The sequence below is a fragment of the Chryseobacterium sp. DT-167 genome (assembly GCF_058310155.1).
The window spans coordinates 54913-74615 of the sequence record NZ_JBZEEQ010000003.1 but is presented as its reverse complement, the minus strand read 5'-3'; the positions used below and the strand labels follow the sequence as shown (position 1 = coordinate 74615).

The window sequence follows — 19703 nt, the reverse complement described above, 5'->3', positions numbered from 1 at the left end:
CTTTCTTAATGTATTCTTTCTTTGTTTGCTTTTATCACTTTATTAAGTGAAATTTTTAAATCGTTGATTTCTTTCTGAGTTAAATATGAGATCTCGTATTTCAAAATTGTGGAACCGCTGTTTTTACTGGAAATGGTAATATATAATCTTCTGACAAAGAACAGAATACTCAGAGTCTCAAATTTCATCAATTTATATTTTGGAAATTCGTCGTTCAAAGGTCTGGTCAAAAAAGGAACAACATTCCTGTTTCTGAAATGAAGAGCTTCCCCGTCACTGTCATACTCAAAAATCTGTCTTCCGCTTAAATAATAAATAGTTAAAAACAGAAGCGGAACGATAATCAAAAGGTAGCTTAACCCTCCTAAAATCCGAAATTTATACTGTTCCATAATAAAAGCAATAATTCCTCCCAATAAAATCATTAATAATAATGTGTTGATAAAGTTGTAAATGGGAGTTTTGGTACGGTTACTTAATCTCATTTGATTTGTGTTTGTGTTTTTTGTTGTTCTTATTAAAAATCTTCCGCCTGAATGACAATTTCTTTGTCGCTGATATTTGAATCTTCTATAACCAGATTTTCAAGAATAAAGACCTGCCTGTCTGGTGTATTTTTGCCCATGTAGAATTCTAAAAGCTGCTCAATAGTCTGATCTTTTCCCAGAACAACAGGCTCCAGACGAATGTCTTTTCCGATGAAATTTTTAAATTCGTCCGGCGAAATCTCTCCCAACCCTTTAAATCGGGTAATTTCAGGGTTTTTGCCTAATTCGTTTAATGCTTTCACGCGTTCAAGCTCAGAATAGCAATATCTGGTTTCCTTTTTATTTCTAACCCTGAATAAGGGAGTCTGAAGAATATATAAATGTCCGTTTTTGATCACATCAGGGAAAAACTGAAGGAAAAACGTAATCATCAGAAGTCGGATGTGCATTCCGTCAACATCGGCATCAGTTGCAATAATGACCTGATTGTATCTTAGATCTTCAAGACTTTCTTCGATATTCAAAGCTGCCTGAAGAAGGTTGAATTCTTCATTTTCATACACCACTTTTTTTGTTAAGCCATAACAGTTCAATGGTTTACCTTTTAATGAAAAAACAGCCTGGGTTTCTACATCTCTCGATTTTGTGATAGATCCGGAAGCAGAATCTCCCTCGGTGATAAATATCTGAGTTTCAGCTTTTCTTTCAGCTTTCTGATCGTTGTAGTGCTGTCTGCAGTCACGAAGTTTTTTATTGTGAAGCGAAACTTTTTTCGCTCTTTCTCTTGCTAATTTCTGAATACCTGAAAGTTCTTTTCTTTCTCTTTCTGAAATCAAAATTTTTCTCTGAATCGCATCAGCAATCTCAGGATTTTTGTGCAGGAAATTATCTAATTTGCTTTTTAAGAAATCAATAATAAAAATCCTTACGGTAGGACCATTCGGACCAATATCGTTGGATCCCAATTTAGTTTTTGTCTGAGATTCAAATACAGGCTCTTCAACATTGATGGAAATTGCCGCAACGATAGATTTACGAATATCCGAAGCATCAAAGTTTTTATTGAAAAACTCACGGATGGTTTTCACATAGGCTTCACGAAAAGCATTCAGATGCGTTCCACCCTGCGTTGTATTTTGTCCGTTGACGAAAGAGAAATAAGTTTCTGTCTGCGATTTATCAGTATGCGTTACCGCCAATTCGATGTCATTATCTCTCAAATGAACGATCGGATACAACACATCATTTTCCAGTTCCTCTTCCAGCAAATCTTTAAGTCCGTTTTCAGAATAAAAAGTTTCACCGTTAAAAAGAATTTTCAGTCCCGGATTCAGGTAAGAATAATTTCGGAGCATTCTTTCGATATACTCTTTCCTGAATTTAAAATGAAGGAAAATATCGGCATCGGGAACAAACGAAATTTCAGTTCCGTTTCTGTCTGAAGTGTCTTTTTCAGCATGATCTTCGGTAATGATCCCTCTTGAAAACTCAGCCATTTTCATTTTCCCTTCACGGAAAGAACGTACCCGGAAATAATCTGACAGGGCGTTTACAGCTTTTGTACCAACACCATTCAAACCGACAGATTTTTTAAAGGCTTTACTGTCATATTTTCCTCCTGTATTCATTTTTGAAACCGCATCAACGACTTTTCCTAATGGAATTCCACGACCAAAATCACGGATCGTCACTTTTCCGTCATCGACTTTTATTTCAATTCTCTTACCGGATTTCATCCTGAATTCATCGATCGAGTTATCAAGAATTTCTTTGAGTAAAATATAAATACCATCATCCGCAGAGGAACCATCGCCCAACTTCCCGATATACATTCCGGGACGTAAACGGATGTGCTCCTGCCAATCGAGGGTTCTGATGTTATCTTCGGAATATACAGGGTTTATTTCTTGTGACATAAGTAATTTCAGCAAACATACAAAAGTACGAAATAGAACAAAATTATCCCAATATTCTGGTTCGTTTTTTTACTATTTTTGATACAAAAAACGCTTTTAATTCTATTATAAAACAATTTTTGACATTACCATATCATTAAATTTCAAAAAATGCTGTACATTCGAACTAAGCAAAAATTTTTCTTTCATGATACACCTACCTTTTTCTAAACTTTCAAATGTCGGCACTACGATTTTCAGTCAGATGACACAATTGGCAAACGAAAACGAAGCCATCAATTTATCTCAAGGGTTTCCTGATTTTATGCCCGACTCAGAATTATTGGATCTCGTTAATCAGTTTATACAAAAAGGGTTTAACCAATATTCTCCAATGGGCGGAATGATCGGTCTGAAAGAAGAAATAGCACGGAAGATCGAAAAAAGTCACCAAGCAATTTATCATCCGGATTCTGAAATTACAATTACTGCAGGCGGAACTCAGGCAATTTTTACAACCATTGCTACTTTCGTTAAAAAAGAAGATGAAGTAATTATTTTTGAACCAGCTTATGATTGTTACGAACCGACCGTTGAGCTTTTTGGAGGAATTGTCAAGCGTTTTGAAATGAAAGCTCCTAATTATGAAATTGACTGGAATGCAGTGAAAAATTTGGTTTCTGAAAAAACCAGGATGATCATTCTGAATAACCCAAACAATCCATCAGGAAAGATTTTGAAGGAAAATGATATTCAGGAACTAATAAAAATTGTAAAAGATACTTCAATCCTTATTTTAAGTGACGAAGTATATGAAAATATCGTTTTTGACGGAAACGAGCATTTAAGCATCTGCAAATATCCCGAACTGAAAGAAAGAAGTCTTTTGGTTGCCTCATTCGGAAAACTTTTCCACGTTACAGGCTGGAAAATCGGATATTGTGCAGCTCCGAAAGCTTTAACAGATGAATTCAGAAAAATACATCAATTCAATGTATTTTCTGTCAACACACCGATTCAAATGGCTTTGGCAGAATACATGAAAAATGATGACCATTATCTTGGTCTCAATCAGTTTTTCCTGGAAAAAAGAGATTTTTTAAGGCAGGGTTTAGCCAATACTTCTTTTGAGTTGCTGGGTTGTGAAGGAACGTATTTCCAGGCTTTGAAGTATGATAAAATTTCAGATAAACCAGATTTTGACTTTGCGACAGAACTTACCGTTACTCATAAGGTTGCGAGCGTTCCTTTTTCTTCTTTTTATAAAAATAAGCTGAATGAAAATGTGATCAGACTTTGTTTTGCCAAGAAACAGGAAACTTTGGAAAAAGCGATCGAGAATTTGGACAAGTTGTAAAAAATAAATCTCTCGCAGATTAAGCAAATCGAGCAGATTTTTATTTGATCTGCATAATCTACTCAATCTGCGAGAGAAAAAATATTTTATTTAAAAGAACATTCCACCTGAAGCTTCAATTCTTTGTGCTGTAATCCAACGAGCGTCTTCTGTACAAAGGAATGCCACCACTCCACCAATATCGTCCGGCAAACCTGCTCTTCCTAAAGCCGTATTCCCGGCGATCATGGCATTGATATTTTTATCGTCTCTCGTTCTTCCACCACCAAAATCAGTTTCTATAGCTCCGGGAGCAACGACATTGACTTTGATTTTCCTTGCGCCCAATTCTTTAGCCATATATTTTGTCAGCATTTCAATTCCTGCTTTCATAGAACCGTAAACGGATGATCCCGGCAAAGCAAATCTCGCCAAACCTGAAGAAACATTTATGATTCCACCACCGTCATTGATGAATGGCAAAAACTTTTGAGTCAAAAAGAATACTCCTTTGAAATGGATATTAAACATTTCATCTACCTGGTCTTCTGTAGTTTCCATTATGGGCGAATATAATGCAGTTCCGGCATTGTTGATCAGGTAATCGATGTTTCCGCTTCCTGTATTTTCTTTTAAATGGTCTGTTACACTTTTAATAAATGCGTCAAAGCTTTTTATATTTCTTGTATCTAACTGAAAAGCAATTGCTTTTCTTCCCAAAGCTTTTATTTCATTCACTACATTTTCAGCTTCTTCTTTATTGCTGTGATACGTGATGATAACATCAAGACCTTTCTGAGCAATTTTCAATGCTGAATTTTTTCCTAATCCGCGGCTTCCGCCAGTAATCAATGCGATTTTTGTTCTGTTATCCATTTTTGATTTTTTTATTGAGACAAAGTTCCGTCATTTTACAGATTGTTTGTTTGCTTCAATCAATCTGAAATTTGCAAAATTCAAATTATGAGCGAAATTCAAGAGGAGCAACTGCAGTTTTTCTTTTAAAGAAATTTGAAAAGTGAGCGATCTCTTCAAATCCCAAAGCATAAGAAATTTCAGAAACATTCCATTTGGTTTGCTTTAATAAGATTTTTGCTTCCTGAATGATTCTGTCTGCAATGAATTCGGTAGTGGTTTTGCCTGTGTTTTCTTTTAAATTTTTATTTAAATAATTCACATGAATCGCCAGTCTGTCTGCATAATCTTTGGCAACTTTCAACTGAATCCTCTGTTCGGGAGACTCTATTGGAAACTGTCTTTCAAGCAGCTCAATAAATAAAGAAACCACCCGAAGCGAAGCATTGTGAGAAGTCGAAATTTTAGCTGCGGGCTGTAATTTTTGTCCGTAATGAATCAATTCAAAAACGTAATTTCTGATCAGATCATATTTAAAAGCGTAATCAGAATCGATTTCTTTTTTAATTTTTGAAAACAGGCTCTCAATTTCCTCAGCCATTTCATCTTCAATTTCAAAAACAGGAATTGCACCAGGCTGAAATAAAGGCAGATCTTCAAGAATATTCTGAGACTGATTTTTACTAAAAAAATCGGCAGTAAAAACACAAAAGCTTCCGGATTGATCATTATCTTCGGGAACATAATGATAAGGAACTTTTGGCGTTGCAAAAAGCAATGCGTTCTTTTTAATGGAAATTACTTTATCCGCATATTCCGCTCTGTTTTTACCCCGAATCAGACTTATTTTATAATATTTTCTTCTATTGTAAGGCATTTCAGAAGTCTTTTTGACATTCGCAAGGGTTTGTGCAATATCAAAAACATTAAAATGACCAATATCTTTGTGAAGACCTTTAGGAAAAATACTTTCCAGATCTTTGCCAAGCACTTGCGCCATTTCGCCATAAAAATCTTCTAAAGATGCGTGAGCTATTTTTTCCATGATGCGGAATTTGTATAATTCAAATATAGAAATATATTATGAAACTACTCCACCAATATTTTTTAAAATCCAGACTCCATTTTTAAATTCGGCACTATAATCTATCACGTCTCCACCACCTGATTCATGAATATAAAATAGATTAGGATTTTTATCATCTTTTTTAATTTTAGAATAACCGCCGTTAAAAATATCAGTTACCTGAACATAATATGGTTGTTTACTTTTTTCTGTAGGCATTATTAAAACTTTCGCATCAGGATTTATATTTTTAAAGTAATCGCAGTCCGTTTCGTATGGCAAAAAGAAGTAAGGCATTTTATGCAAATTTTCCTTTACTACACCTAAATGTTGAGAAATAAGATCTGCATATAATTTAGTAAATCTATTTTTCTCAGATTTAAAGAGAGGATTATGATCATTAAAATCATCAATTCCGTCTTCATCTGTATCTTTACTATTTGGATTTAAACCGAAACTATTTTCAAAAATATCGTTGAAGCCATCTTGATCAGAATCTTTAGTTAAATCGTCCAGTTTTATTTTAAATAATTTTCCGTCACCAATAGATGTAAACTCTCTTCCCCTCAATGCAAAGTTGCTTGCAGTTTTTACAAAACTCCCTTCAATTTGGAGAAAACCATCTTTCACAATTTGGCTATCCTGAACTTTATTAAAATGGTAATGACTATAACTTAGCCCTAAAAAATAGGCGCGAGGATTGTTATTTTTTATTTCTAAAAGCCAATATCCCAATCCGTTTTCTCCTAATGCATAACTTACCTGATCGGAAATCTGTTGAGACGAATAACGAAATTGTCCGAAAAATTTCTCATTAAAATCTGCAAACAGTATTTTCTGATCATTTAAATATTTTTCATCAGCCTCATAAGTTTGAAAATTTTTACTGTAATCTGTACTGTCTTTTTTAAAACTCCTGAATTTTTTAAGATTAATGATTTGAAGATAGTCAGGTTTATTTTTAATAATCTTATCTATACTAAATGGCTCTTCAATTTCAGAACCATTAAAATATTTTTCATTTTCCTGAATAAAACATCTTTCCTCAAGATTTTTTGAACAAGAAAAACAAAACATAACCAGAAGAAAACCAAAATATTTCATTAAAAAAATTTTATAAATATAGCAAAAGCGCTCCCAAATTCATGAGAGCGCTCTTTAAAATACTATAACTAACTTTTAATACTTTTAAACATTAAATCTGAAGTGCATAATATCACCGTCTTGTACGATGTATTCTTTTCCTTCAACAGAAAGCTTTCCTGCTTCCTTTACTTTGGCTTCCGTACCATAATTAACATAATCATTGTATTTAATTACTTCAGCACGGATAAAACCTTTTTCAAAATCCGTGTGAATCACACCTGCAGCTTGAGGAGCAGTCCAACCTTGTCCGATTGTCCATGCTCTAACTTCTTTGACTCCGGCTGTAAAATAGGTCTGAAGTTTCAATAAATCGTATGCTTTTCTGATCAGACGGTTTACTCCCGGTTCAGTCAGTCCCAATTCTTCAAGAAAAATCTCTCTCTCTTCAAAAGTTTCGAGTTCGTTGATGTCAGCTTCAATCTGAGCTGCCAGAACAACAACTTCTGCGTTTTCTTTCTGAGCCATTTCTTCAATTCTGGCAATCCACTCGTTTCCGTTTTTAATAGAATTTTCGTCTACGTTACAAACGTAAAGAACGGGTTTGTTGGTCAACAATTGAACGCCCTCTATAATTGATGCAGCAAAATCATCCATCGGGAATTCTCTTGCATTTTTACCATCTTCGATAAATTTTTCAAGTTTTTGAAGCGTTTCATAAGTCAGAATATCTTCTTTCTTTCCAGACTTGATGAATTTTTTAGCTTTTTCAACTGCTTTTCCCACAGTTTCCAAGTCTTTCAACTGAAGCTCGATATCGATAATCTCCTTATCTCTCATCGGATCTACAGAACCTTCAACGTGAATGATATTTCCGTTTTCGAAACATCTTAAAACATGAATAATCGCCTCGCATTCTCTGATGTTGGCAAGAAACTGATTTCCCAAACCTTCACCTTTGCTCGCTCCTTTTACCAAACCGGCAATATCAACGATCTCTACAACAGCCGGTAAAACTCTTTCAGGGTTTACCAGTTTTTCAAGCTCAAATAATCTCTGATCCGGTACTGAAACTGTTCCTAAATTAGGCTCAATCGTACAGAAAGGATAATTGGCTGATTGCGCTTTAGCATTGCTTAAGCAGTTAAAAAGAGTTGATTTACCTACATTCGGTAAGCCTACGATTCCACATTTCATAACGAAATTTTATTTTATTAATACTATGCAACCTTACGGTTTCATATTGTAAAATTCAAAGTTTTATCCTTAAAGATCAGAGTGTGAAACAAATCCAGCTTTTTATTCTGAATATGAAAACCTTGAACTTTAAGCGTGCAAAGATAGTAATTTTAAGGTGATTTTCATAATAAAAAAATCTGCCAATTAATTGACAGATTTTCAGAAATAATAATTTTCTCAATGTGTTTTTATGGATTGTCTCCTGTAGCCTCCTGAGCCATTTTTGCATCATCGGGAGCCGATTCCAAAGCTTTATCCAGAGAGAACAGAGATTCGCCTGAAGCTCGGTCTCCGCCTGCAATTTTCAATTTATCGATCAGGTTTTGCGCCAGTGTTTCTTCTTCTATCTGCTCTTTTACAAACCATTGCATGAAATTCCATGTTGCCCAGTCTTTTTGCTCTAAAGACAAGTCGACAATTCTGTAAATTGATGTTGTATTATCCACTTCATGTCTGAAAACATTATCAAAACATTCAGTCAGCGAGTTGGGATCACTTGGTGGGGCAGGAATCGCATCAACTTTTGGTTTTCCGCCTCTGTTTAAAACGTATTCCATAAACTTAATCGAATGATTTCTTTCTTCCTGAGCATGTCTGTAAAGGAAATTGGCAATACCGCCATACCCTTTGTCATCTGCCCAGATTCCGTATGATAAAAATGTGTGAGATGCATGAATTTCTTTATTCATCTGATCGCTCAATGCTTTTTCCAACTCATGTGAAAGTCTGTTGGTATTCATAATTGTATATTTTTTAGTGATTATAGTTGATGATACAAAAATGATTCCGATAGCTTAAAATTTTAAGATAATAGAAAATGTATAATTCACAATCATCTATAAATCATTATTTTAAACCATTAATTTATAGTGAGTCTAAAAACAAAAGAGCCAGCTCGATATTATGAGCTGGCTTTAAATTATATATTTCAAACGATAAGCTTTATTTTAGTTGATAAGATTATCAGAGATTTCTCACTACACATTGTTTTCATTCATAATGACAGTGAGAATTTACTCTAAACCTCTACGACTCTCGCACCTACTTCACTTTCTTCGCCATGTAATCACTTTCATTTCCCAAACGGTCAATTGCTTTTATTGCAATAGCATTAAGAGTTTTTCCGTCTTTGCTTTTTGGAATTTCCTTTGAAAGGTTATCCAAAGTCAGAATTTCTGTTTCCCAAACTCCGTTATATTGCGTGAAAAGTACCCATTTAAAAACATTTCCTATGTTTTTGGAACTCCAGCTTGTCTGGATAAAACTTCCGTTATCGCTGGTAAACAAAGTCGGTTTTTCTAATGGAACAGATTTAATCCACGGACTTTTTGGAGTTAGTGCTTTTTCTTTATATGGCCCGTTTTTCAGAGTGGGAAGCATATTTGAGTTCTTCGTTAAACCCGCAATACTCCAATGAATTTCACCTGCGTTGTTTGTCAGAATTTGTCTTGACAATTCAATCTGATTTTTAATTTCTGTTGGTCTGTCAGAGACTTTGATTTCTACGGTATTCAATCCTGGCCAAAGATGTCGGCTCATTGTGTTTTCTGACTTCCACCAGTTTAACAGAGAGCCAAAAGCCTGTCCTTTTGATTCTATCGGCCAATATAATTGAGGCGAAAAATAGTCTACCCATCCTTTATTCAGCCACAATTTGGCATCAGCAAACAATTCGTCATACTGAGATGAGCCAACAATTCCTTCGGGATAACCCGGCTTCCAAATCCCAAACGGACTGATTCCGAAACGTACGTAATTTTTTTCCGCATGAATTTCTTTATAAATTCTTTCCACAAATTTATTAACACTGTCTCTCCGCCAGTCTGCTCTTGTAAGAGTTCCGCCTGAACTTTGATAGGCGCTCCAGCTTGCATTATCCGGGAAATCTCTTCCACTGTTGTAAGTTGCGTAAGGATAAAAATAATCATCAAAATGTATGGCATCCAAATCATATCTTTTCACCAGATCTTTCACCACATTGGAAACGTGTCCCTGAGTTTTCGGATTGGCAGGATCAAACCAATACATCCCATTTTTTAATCTTACCGTAATATCTGAAAGCTTATTCACCATCGACTGGTTTGAAACTGCACCTCCGTTGGAATGGTGTGCTCTGTAAGGATTTAACCACACATGAAGCTCCATTCCACGCTTGTGTGATTCTTCGATCCAGAACTGTAGCGGATCATAATTCGGGTAAGGTGGCTGACCTGTTTTACCTGTAAGGAAATATGACCAAGGTTCCAATTCGCTTGTATACAAAGCGTCTGCAGAAGGACGTGCCTGAAAAATTACCGCGTTGAAATTATTCTCCTGAAGCATATCTAACATGGCAATGGCTTCTGCTTTTTGCTGCTCTACAGAAAGGGTATTTCTAGAAGGCCAGTTGATATTGGCTACACTCGCAACCCATGCACCCCGAAATTCACGATTGATTGCAGGAAGATTAACTTTAAAGTCTTCTTCGATGGGTGTGATTATCTGTGGCTTAACGGCAACAGCAGAATCTTTAGGTTTAGCTTTATATCTGTTTTCTTTAGGTGCATTTTTTACCGTTGAAGTATTTTTCTGTACAGAACACGAACTGCTGAATGAGGCGAAAAAGCCCAACAACATTATCATTTTTATTTTATCAATCTTCATTTTTTGATAGACTATTTAATTATGATTTTAAAATTTCAAGATAACAAAATTTAATATAATTAAAACAAAAAAAGCCCCGAAAATTCGGGGCTTCAATATATTTAAGAATGTAAGACTAAGCTTTCGCTCCTCTTTCAATTCTTTTTCTTTCTTCTTCAGAAAGCACTTTCTTTCTCATACGGATGAAGTTTGGAGTCACCTCGATCGCTTCATCAGACTGGATATATTCCATACATTCTTCAAGAGAGAATAAGATTTTTGGTGCAACTCCGGTATCTTTATCTTTACCTGAAGCTCTCATGTTATTCAGCTGTTTTGCTTCAACAATGTTTACAACTAGGTCACCCGGCTTGTTTTGCTCACCGATCACCATACCTGCATAGATCTCTTCACCCGGATCAACATAAAACTTACCTCTATCCTGAAGTTTAGCAATAGAATATTCTGTAGCAGGACCCTGAGTTTTGCTGATCAACACACCATTACTTCTTCCAGGAATCGCACCTTTAAAAGGCTTATATTCTGTGAAACGGTGAGCCATGATAGCTTCACCAGCCGTAGCTGTCAACATCTGAGAACGCAATCCGATCAAACCTCTTGAAGGAATTTCGAATTCCATGTGCTGCATTTCACCTTTCGTTTCCATAATATGAAGATCACCTTTTCTCTGAGTAGCCAGATCGATAACTCTTGAAGCATATTCTTCAGGAACATCTACTACTAAAGATTCATAAGGCTCACATTTTTCTCCGTCGATTTCTCTTAAGATAACCTGTGGCTGACCAATTGTCATTTCATACCCTTCTCTTCTCATCGTTTCAATTAAAACGGATAAGTGAAGAATACCTCTACCGAATACCAGGAAAGTGTTTGCATCATCAGTCTGCTCAACTCTTAATGCTAAGTTTTTCTCTAATTCTTTCGTTAATCTTTCTTTCAGGTGGTTTGAAGTTACATATTTACCATCTTTACCGAAGAAAGGTGAATTGTTGATCGAGAACGTCATGTTCAGCGTAGGCTCATCAATAGCCGTTCTTGGCAAAGGTTCAGGATTTTCAAGATCTACGAAAGAATCTCCAATCTGGAAAGCATCAAAACCTACAACAGCACAGATATCTCCGGCTTTTACTTCCGTAACTTTTTTCTTACCAAGACCTTCGAAAACGTATAGTTCTTTTACTTTTCCTTTCACTACTTTTCCGTCTGCCTGAGCAAGACCGATCCACATAGATTCTTTAATCTCACCTCTGATTACTTTCCCGATTGCAATTCTTCCTAAGAAAGAAGAGAAATCAAGAGAAACAATCTGCATCTGCAAGTTACCTTCCTCCACTTTTGGCTCAGGAACATATTGTAAAATCCCGTCTAATAATGGGAAAATGTTATCCGTTTGTTCCAGTGAAGTGTTGAACCATCCTTGTTTAGATGAACCGTAGAAGGTTGGGAAATCCAACTGCTCTTCGGTAGCTTCCAAGTTGAAGAACAAATCAAATACCTGATCGTGAACTTCTTCAGGACGACAGTTTGGTTTATCAACTTTATTGATTACCACTAAAGGTCTAAGACCTAATTCCAAAGCTTTCTGAAGTACGAATCTTGTCTGTGGCATCGGTCCTTCGAACGCATCTACCAACAAGATCACACCGTCTGCCATTTTAAGAACTCTCTCTACCTCACCACCAAAATCGGCGTGACCTGGAGTGTCGATAACGTTGATTTTAACGTCTTTATAAGTTACAGAAATATTTTTTGATAAAATGGTAATCCCTCTTTCTCTTTCAAGATCGTTATTATCCATTATTAATTCTCCACTTTCCTGATTTTCTCTGAAAATGTTTGTAGCATGAATAATCTTATCAACCAAGGTAGTCTTACCGTGGTCAACGTGTGCGATAATCGCAATATTTCTAATGTTTTGCATGAATGATTTTTACGGGTGCGAAATTAGTGATTTTTAATGAATTAACCACAAAAAGTTTTATTAATTAACAAATTCATAATGAGAAGGTTTTGTAAAGTTACGGGTTTTGGATGATTAATTTTGAAAAACTTTAAGCTGAGCCTAAAAGATAAATTAAGAACATTCTGATAATTATTTGAAGGATTTATTTTCCAGACTTAAATCCTGAAGCAATAAAAATTTAAATGCAAAAAAAGGCTTGAATCAACAGATCCAAGCCTTTTGCATATGTACATATCCAATTTGATTATACGTTTTGATCTTCATGCTTTCCCTCATTGATTTCCTCTACCATTTTAGCATTGAAAGCAGGAAGATCTTTTGGCGTCCTGCTCGTAACCAAACCATTATCTACCACTACTTCACTATCTTCCCAAACAGCCCCTGCATTTTTAAGGTCTTTGCTGATGGAATCTACTGAAGTGAGGTTTCTTCCTTCTACAACTTCAGCGTTGATCAGAATCTGAGGACCGTGACAGATCGCTGCAACAGGTTTATGCTGACTGAAAAAATCTCTTACAAAACTCAAAGCCTGTTCATTGGTTCTCAGCTGATCCGGATTGATTACTCCGCCCGGTAAAACCAATGCGTCATACTCTGAAGCCGATACCTCATCTAAAGTTTTATCAACCTCATATTCCTGTCCCCAGTCTTTTTCTGCCCATGCTTTTATCGTCCCTGATTCCGGACTGATAATATGAGCCGTCCATCCCTGTTGTTCCAGATGCTCTTTTGGAGATTTCAATTCACTTTCTTCAAATCCGTGTGTTGCTAAAATTGCAATTTTCTTTGACATATTACTTATTTTTTGGTGTTATGCCAATACCTAAGAAAAAATGATGCCGTGACAGGACAAGATACCTTTAAAAAATGTTAAAGTCTCAACACATTTTGACATTCAATACTATGAATTTAATAAATAGCACTAAAAAGATCTGGACAGAAATGATTAATCCAAACTTCCACAAAAAGCTTCTCTTGGAAACTTTATGTCTGAAAATAAACATACCCAAAATGGCTCCCGCTGTACCTCCAACGAAAGTCAGAGACAATAAAGAAAACTCTGAGATTCGTTTTTTGTATTTTGTGGCTTTCCACTTATCCAGTGCAAAAGTTGCGAAAGTGATCAGATTGATGATCATAAAGAAATACAACATGACGGCAAATCTAAAACAAAAATAAATAGTATAAAAAACACCTCATCCTGATTTCAGCAAAATAAAAGTTTCTACATTTGTTCTCAAAAAAATATATCGATGACCATACACGATCTTGCAGGAAACTATTCGATACAGGGAAACAATCAGGAAGAAAACAGCAGCACCTATCATGGTTTTCTGACTTTACATGTAGACGAAAACAACCGCATCAAAGCCCAATGGATTATCGGTGATCACATTCAGCACGGAACAGGTTTTTATAAAGATCAGATTCTGGTCATCAATTTCAGCTACGAAGGTGATGACCAAAAAATGTATAAAGGAACTGCTGTTTACCGTTGTCTTACCAAGGATATTCTGGATGGTTTTTGGTCTGAGAAGCATGGTGATCCTTTGTATCTTGGAAGTGAATATTGTGTGAGGATTAATACAAATGAGTTTTTCAATTGAATGTTACGTTATAATTATTTAAATAATTTAACCACTATAAGTTTGTACCATTAATTGCTTTTTATTCTAATTTCTGCTAAAAATATCAGCCAAACTCTCGCTTTGAGCAATAACTCATCTGCTTCCATCTTAGCAACATCTGGCAGATAACCGTAGCGCTTCAAAATTTTCTTTACCGTAAGCCCTAATTGTGCTCTCACATCATCACGCTTGCTCCAATCAACTGTTGCATTTTTTCTGATAACATCTACAATAGTATGAATTAATTCTTTCATTTTTTCATCGTCTAAAAATAATATAGTAGAATCATTATCTTTTAAAACACTATAGAAGGCGTATTCTTCTGGGCTTAATCCCAATTCTTCTGACTTTGCACCTTCCAGCCTCATTTCTTTGGCTATTTCGGATAATTCTTTCATAACTTGAGCAGAATCTATTGAAATGAGAATTGACGGCTCTCAAATCTCTATGATTTCTGTTCCTGAAGTGGCAATGATCAAAGTGGTAAGAGGTTTCTTTGCAGGAAGTGCAGGTGGTGGAAACGGAGCAATTCTAATCTATACACGCCGTGGAGGAATCACAGGGTCTGTTCCGGATACTAAATCTAAAACATTAAAAGAAATGAATTTAAAAGGTTATGATAAAGAAGAACCTTTTAATAATCAGATCTATGAAAGCATAGAGACCCAAAGCCTTACAAAAGATTCCCGAAGCACACTCTACTGGAATCCCTATCTTCTAAAAGATGATAAAGAACCTACAACCATACAGTTTTATAACAATGATAGTGCAAAAGAATTTAAAGTAATTATCATCGGATTTGATGAAGAAGATGATACTCCACTCTACTACAATGAAATTTTAAAATAGAATCTATTTATTTACAGTCTTGAGAATAGAAATATTTTCAAATCATAAAATTTCTTATTATTTTAAAAGTATTCTTTTTTTTTACTAATTTGCACATAATTAATGCAGTTAGGCAATGAAAAGAATACTTTTATTCTGTTTTCTTCTGGCTTTTTCAAGCCATTCTTATTCACAGCAATCCGCTGACAAAGCACTTCAAACTTTAAACGAAAAATTTTCTCAGGAAAACATCTACCTTCTCACTGATAAAGATCTCTATCTTTCTGGTGAAACAGTATGGTTTAACGCTATGGTTTTCAGAAATTTTACAACATCTGACCTCTCGACAAATTTCTTTATTGAAATGTATGACCGTAATAAAAAGCAGATTTTAAAGAGGCGTTTTCCCATTTTTGATGGTGCTGTACAGGGAAGCATTCAACTTCCTGAGAACCTGAGTGAAGATGTTTATTTTTTTCGGGCTTATACTCCCATGATGAGTAATCTGAATGAGGATTTTCAGTATTTAAAGCAAATCCCCATTTACAATCCTGATTCACCCAAAAAACTGGTGCCAGACAAGACATCTTCGTGGACTGCAACTGTACATCCCGAAGGAAATACTTTTATACAGGGAGTTGCAAGTAAAATTGCAGTACGTCTTCATTCTATCGGAACACCTCCTTCACAATGGGAAGGGTATGTCATTGAAAAAAACAATCCTGAAAAGAAAATCTCTACCTTCAAAGGACTGGACGGAAATGTAGGAGTTTTCACTTTAACCCCGGAAAAAGATAAAATCTATGAAGCTGTCATTAGCGATAATAACGGACATCAAAATACAGTACCCCTTCCAAAAGCTGCTGAAACCGGAGTCAGCCTTCAGGTAATCAGCGAAAAAGACAACATACGATATAAAATTCAGAATACCGCACAGAGTTTTCCCTATTATACTGTCGTTGCCAATATTGGAGATCAGCTTGTTTACAAAGCAAAAATTAATCAGCTAAAAGATGCTTTTCAGTCTATCCCAACCAATAAGCTGATCAACAGCATTTTGCAGATTACGGTTTTTGATGATAAAGAAAATGTTCTGGTAAGCAGAATGTGTTTTGTAATGCCTCAAAACCTTCTCGTATCTGTACCGGAAGTAAAAGCTAAAACTTTGAGTACTGAAAAAAGAGGGTTTAATTCATTTGACATAAAAGCTATTAAGGGTGTACCAAATTATTCTGTCGCAGTGTTTGATCCTGAAGACAAAAAAACACTGCAGGATGAAAATCTTTTGAGTTCATTATGGTTAAGCAGTGTTATTACCTCTAAAATAGACCGTCCTGCCCAATATTTTAGTGAAAAACGAAATACAGATGCTCTTGATGCTCTTCTTATTTCCGAACAATGGAAAATGTTTGACTGGAAAGAAATAATTTCAGGAAAATATCCTACTATCATCAATCAATCTTCAAAATACATCTCCTACAAAGGAAGAGTCACCGTCAATGCAAAACCTGCCATACAGCAAAACCTTGTTATGTTTGTGGATGGAGATTTATCTGGGAATCAAGTTTTTGAGGTAGAAACAGACAGCAATGGAGAATTTCTTTTTGATAATATGATTTTTGAAAAGCCAATTAAAATAACCTATCAGATCAACGGAGCCAATGCCGCTCTTAAAAGCAGAACCAATATTTTCATTAATCCTGCCAATACTTTTATCCCATTAAAGAAAGAATTACCTGCAGTAGAAAAATACAAACTTGTTGACAGAAATTCATCTTCAGAAATTTCACAATCAGCTGAACTGACCAAAACGATTGAAGCAAGAAGATCTAAAAAAGAATATAACGAAAAGATTACTACAATTGAAGAAGTAAAATTAAAAGCCAAAAAGAAAAACCTCACTCAGGAACTCAACAAAAAACTCAGCAGCCCACTTTACAACAGCATGAATGAAGTTGTTTTTGATTTTGTCAATGAAAATCAGTCTGCAGCAAGTTCACCAAATATTCTGCAGTGGCTTCAGGGTCGTGTTGCAGGGTTGACCATCAATTATGAAAACGGAGTTCCTACTCCTTACATTCGTCAGGGAAAAGCCAATATTTATTTAGATGAAATGTTAATGGATGCAGGTTCTCTTAATGGAATATCAGCCGATAACATTGCGATGATAAAAGTAATTAAAGACGGAACTGTCGGGATGAGCGGCGGCGGAAATGGAGCCGTACTTATCTATACTAAAAGAGGCGACACTCAGGCTCCGGCTCGTGCCAATAATTTGCTGACCATGACTGACCTTAACTTTTTTGTAATGGAAGGCTATAATACATCTGAAAAATACCCTGATTCCGATTACGGAAATTCTGAACTTTCTAAAATAGGTTATGATTACCGCACTGTTCTCTATTGGAATTCTTCTCTGGAAGCAGATGAGACTACACCAATCCCAATTGATTTCTACAATAACGACACTGCAAAAAAGTTCCGATTTATTATTATGGGATCTGATAATGAAAAATATCTGCCTGTATATTATGATAAGATAGTTCCTTAATTTTTCCTGTTGTGAATTGCTTTCAAAAATTATTATCTTCGTGATTGATCACAGCAACGATGCCGACCGAATTAAACGAAATTATGTTGTGAATTGCTTTCAAAAATTATTATCTTCGTGATTGATCACAGCTATCGCAGCGATTCGCCGTGAAGGGGCTTCGTTGTGAATTGCTTTCAAAAATTATTATCTTCGTGATTGATCACAGCTGACATGAACAAACCGTCTTTCTTCGCAAAGTTGTGAATTGCTTTCAAAAATTATTATCTTCGTGATTGATCACAGCTGAAATTGAAAGCAAATAAACAACCTCTCCGTTGTGAATTGCTTTCAAAAATTATTATCTTCGTGATTGATCACAGCTGTTTGTATAAGTTTGTTATTGTCAATTCTGTTGTGAATTGCTTTCAAAAATTATTATCTTCGTGATTGATCACAGCAAGAATATAATATTTTAATTTGTAAGAATAGTTGTGAATTGCTTTCAAAAATTATTATCTTCGTGATTGATCACAGCAAAAAATAAACTTACTAAAAAATCAAATCAGTTGTGAATTGCTTTCAAAAATTATTATCTTCGTGATTGATCACAGCTACCTTCCTGCGTTAACAATTGCGCTCCCAGTTGTGAATTGCTTTCAAAAATTATTATCTTCGTGATTGATCACAGCATGTCTACTGCGAATGTAACAGGTGGAAATGTTGTGAATTGCTTTCAAAAATTATTATCTTCGTGATTGATCACAGCTGTTTTTAAATAATTAAAAGTTGATTTTCCGTTGTGAATTGCTTTCAAAAATTATTATCTTCGTGATTGATCACAGCTTTCACATTCTCTTCCATCCAGGCATCGTTGTTGTGAATTGCTTTCAAAAATTATTATCTTCGTGATTGATCACAGCTCTTTTGAATGCTCAATCTTCTATGCAGTAGTTGTGAATTGCTTTCAAAAATTATTATCTTCGTGATTGATCACAGCCCCAGCTACTCCAACAATATCAGTTGAACCGTTGTGAATTGCTTTCAAAAATTATTATCTTCGTGATTGATCACAGCAAAAAATCCACAGCCTTTAAAACTTTATTAGTTGTGAATTGCTTTCAAAAATTATTATCTTCGTGATTGATCACAGCGTGCATTTCTTCCATGATTCTGTGAATAGAGTTGTGAATTGCTTTCAAAAATTATTATCTTCGTGATTGATCACAGCAGAAGTCTTTTATTTAATTCTAATTCAAGTGTTGTGAATTGCTTTCAAAAATTATTATCTTCGTGATTGATCACAGCCGCCCTTTAATAAAGATTTTGTTTTCGTTAGTTGTGAATTGCTTTCAAAAATTATTATCTTCGTGATTGATCACAGCAAGCTTCATTCCTTTCTGAGCGTCTTCTTGGTTGTGAATTGCTTTCAAAAATTATTATCTTCGTGATTGATCACAGCAATAACATCTCCATTACCTTGGTACTTTTAGTTGTGAATTGCTTTCAAAAATTATTATCTTCGTGATTGATCACAGCGCATCCTGAAATCTAAGTATAGCCTTACTAGTTGTGAATTGCTTTCAAAAATTATTATCTTCGTGATTGATCACAGCAAACCCTTTCTTTTCCCCAGTCCTTCTCTCGTTGTGAATTGCTTTCAAAAATTATTATCTTCGTGATTGATCACAGCTAAAGTCTATTAATCCAACTTGCTTCAATCGTTGTGAATTGCTTTCAAAAATTATTATCTTCGTGATTGATCACAGCTCTATTTTTAACCGCCCTACTCTTTACAGTGTTGTGAATTGCTTTCAAAAATTATTATCTTCGTGATTGATCACAGCAAACCAAGATTGAAGCATGTATTTAGTGTAGTTGTGAATTGCTTTCAAAAATTATTATCTTCGTGATTGATCACAGCAAACGACGAAAAGCAGATCGAAATTAAATCGTTGTGAATTGCTTTCAAAAATTATTATCTTCGTGATTGATCACAGCATTAATAAAAGGATTAATTTGATGAATGTAGTTGTGAATTGCTTTCAAAAATTATTATCTTCGTGATTGATCACAGCTTTCTTTAACAAGTTGCATATCTGCACACTGTTGTGAATTGCTTTCAAAAATTATTATCTTCGTGATTGAT

General features: G+C 35.1%; 16 protein-coding genes and 1 CRISPR repeat array (1 of these 17 running past the window's edge). Of the genes, 4 read left to right on the top strand and 12 right to left on the bottom strand.

Features of this window, described 5'->3' with window-relative positions; translation table 11 throughout:
• Window positions 1-5 precede the first annotated feature (5 nt).
• Both AC4FQ5_RS05060 and AC4FQ5_RS05055 read right to left on the bottom strand, forming a co-directional pair.
• Window positions 6-485, bottom strand: a complete 480-nt coding sequence (locus AC4FQ5_RS05060) for a hypothetical protein (RefSeq protein WP_491141409.1) — start codon at window positions 483-485, stop codon at window positions 6-8.
• A gap of 32 nt (window positions 486-517) precedes the next feature.
• Window positions 518-2404 carry a DNA topoisomerase IV subunit B gene (locus AC4FQ5_RS05055; protein WP_491141408.1) on the bottom strand — a complete coding sequence of 629 codons (1887 nt, stop codon included), beginning with the start codon at window positions 2402-2404 and terminating at the stop codon, window positions 518-520.
• A 187-nt stretch (window positions 2405-2591) separates the two neighbouring features.
• Here AC4FQ5_RS05055 and AC4FQ5_RS05050 point away from each other — a divergent pair, with 187 nt between their 5' ends.
• Window positions 2592-3740 (top strand): methionine aminotransferase, encoded by a 1149-nt coding sequence (locus tag AC4FQ5_RS05050; RefSeq protein ID WP_491141407.1) that lies wholly within the window; start codon window positions 2592-2594, stop codon window positions 3738-3740.
• A gap of 90 nt (window positions 3741-3830) precedes the next feature.
• Here AC4FQ5_RS05050 and AC4FQ5_RS05045 read toward each other — a convergent pair whose 3' ends face one another.
• The 9 genes from AC4FQ5_RS05045 to AC4FQ5_RS05005 form a co-directional block, all read right to left on the bottom strand.
• Window positions 3831-4595, bottom strand: a complete 765-nt coding sequence (locus AC4FQ5_RS05045; RefSeq protein ID WP_491141406.1) for an SDR family NAD(P)-dependent oxidoreductase — start codon at window positions 4593-4595, stop codon at window positions 3831-3833.
• 85 nt (window positions 4596-4680) lie between these two features.
• Complete coding sequence (locus tag AC4FQ5_RS05040) at window positions 4681-5619, bottom strand: helix-turn-helix domain-containing protein (protein WP_491141405.1); 939 nt, start codon at window positions 5617-5619, stop codon at window positions 4681-4683.
• Between the two features lie 36 nt (window positions 5620-5655).
• Window positions 5656-6744, bottom strand: coding sequence for a hypothetical protein (locus tag AC4FQ5_RS05035; protein ID WP_491141404.1), 1089 nt, complete (start codon window positions 6742-6744; stop codon window positions 5656-5658).
• An 84-nt stretch (window positions 6745-6828) separates the two neighbouring features.
• Window positions 6829-7920 carry a redox-regulated ATPase YchF gene (gene ychF, locus AC4FQ5_RS05030; protein ID WP_491141403.1) on the bottom strand — a complete coding sequence of 364 codons (1092 nt, stop codon included), beginning with the start codon at window positions 7918-7920 and terminating at the stop codon, window positions 6829-6831.
• 230 nt (window positions 7921-8150) lie between these two features.
• Window positions 8151-8702, bottom strand: coding sequence for a ferritin (locus tag AC4FQ5_RS05025; protein ID WP_491141402.1), 552 nt, complete (start codon window positions 8700-8702; stop codon window positions 8151-8153).
• A gap of 301 nt (window positions 8703-9003) precedes the next feature.
• A complete protein-coding gene (locus tag AC4FQ5_RS05020) occupies window positions 9004-10605 on the bottom strand; it encodes a glycoside hydrolase family 10-like protein (protein WP_491141401.1) in 1602 nt (533 codons plus the stop codon).
• 115 nt (window positions 10606-10720) lie between these two features.
• Complete coding sequence (gene typA, locus AC4FQ5_RS05015; protein ID WP_300351084.1) at window positions 10721-12526, bottom strand: translational GTPase TypA; 1806 nt, start codon at window positions 12524-12526, stop codon at window positions 10721-10723.
• A gap of 286 nt (window positions 12527-12812) precedes the next feature.
• A complete protein-coding gene (locus AC4FQ5_RS05010) occupies window positions 12813-13361 on the bottom strand; it encodes a type 1 glutamine amidotransferase domain-containing protein (RefSeq protein WP_491141400.1) in 549 nt (182 codons plus the stop codon).
• Window positions 13362-13446: 85 nt separating this feature from the next.
• The gene (locus AC4FQ5_RS05005) at window positions 13447-13707 is read right to left on the bottom strand and encodes a DUF1294 domain-containing protein (RefSeq protein ID WP_491141841.1); all 261 of its coding nucleotides are present in this window, start codon (window positions 13705-13707) and stop codon (window positions 13447-13449) included.
• 114 nt (window positions 13708-13821) lie between these two features.
• Between AC4FQ5_RS05005 and AC4FQ5_RS05000 the strand changes: the two genes are divergently transcribed.
• On the top strand, window positions 13822-14175 hold the full coding sequence (locus AC4FQ5_RS05000; protein ID WP_491141399.1) for a hypothetical protein: 354 nt from the start codon (window positions 13822-13824) through the stop codon (window positions 14173-14175).
• Window positions 14176-14225: 50 nt separating this feature from the next.
• Here the strand turns inward: AC4FQ5_RS05000 and AC4FQ5_RS04995 are convergent, their stop codons facing one another.
• A complete protein-coding gene (locus AC4FQ5_RS04995; RefSeq protein ID WP_491141839.1) occupies window positions 14226-14612 on the bottom strand; it encodes a type I restriction enzyme endonuclease domain-containing protein in 387 nt (128 codons plus the stop codon).
• 4 nt (window positions 14613-14616) lie between these two features.
• On the opposite strand from AC4FQ5_RS04995, the gene AC4FQ5_RS04990 reads away from it, so the two are divergent.
• Both AC4FQ5_RS04990 and AC4FQ5_RS04985 read left to right on the top strand, forming a co-directional pair.
• Window positions 14617-15045, top strand: a complete 429-nt coding sequence (locus AC4FQ5_RS04990) for a hypothetical protein (protein WP_491141398.1) — start codon at window positions 14617-14619, stop codon at window positions 15043-15045.
• A gap of 115 nt (window positions 15046-15160) precedes the next feature.
• Window positions 15161-17575 (top strand): hypothetical protein, encoded by a 2415-nt coding sequence (locus tag AC4FQ5_RS04985; protein WP_491141397.1) that lies wholly within the window; start codon window positions 15161-15163, stop codon window positions 17573-17575.
• An 8-nt stretch (window positions 17576-17583) separates the two neighbouring features.
• Window positions 17584-19703: direct repeats of the CRISPR family, unit length 47 nt; unit sequence GTTGTGAATTGCTTTCAAAAATTATTATCTTCGTGATTGATCACAGC (it continues 2470 nt past the right edge of the window).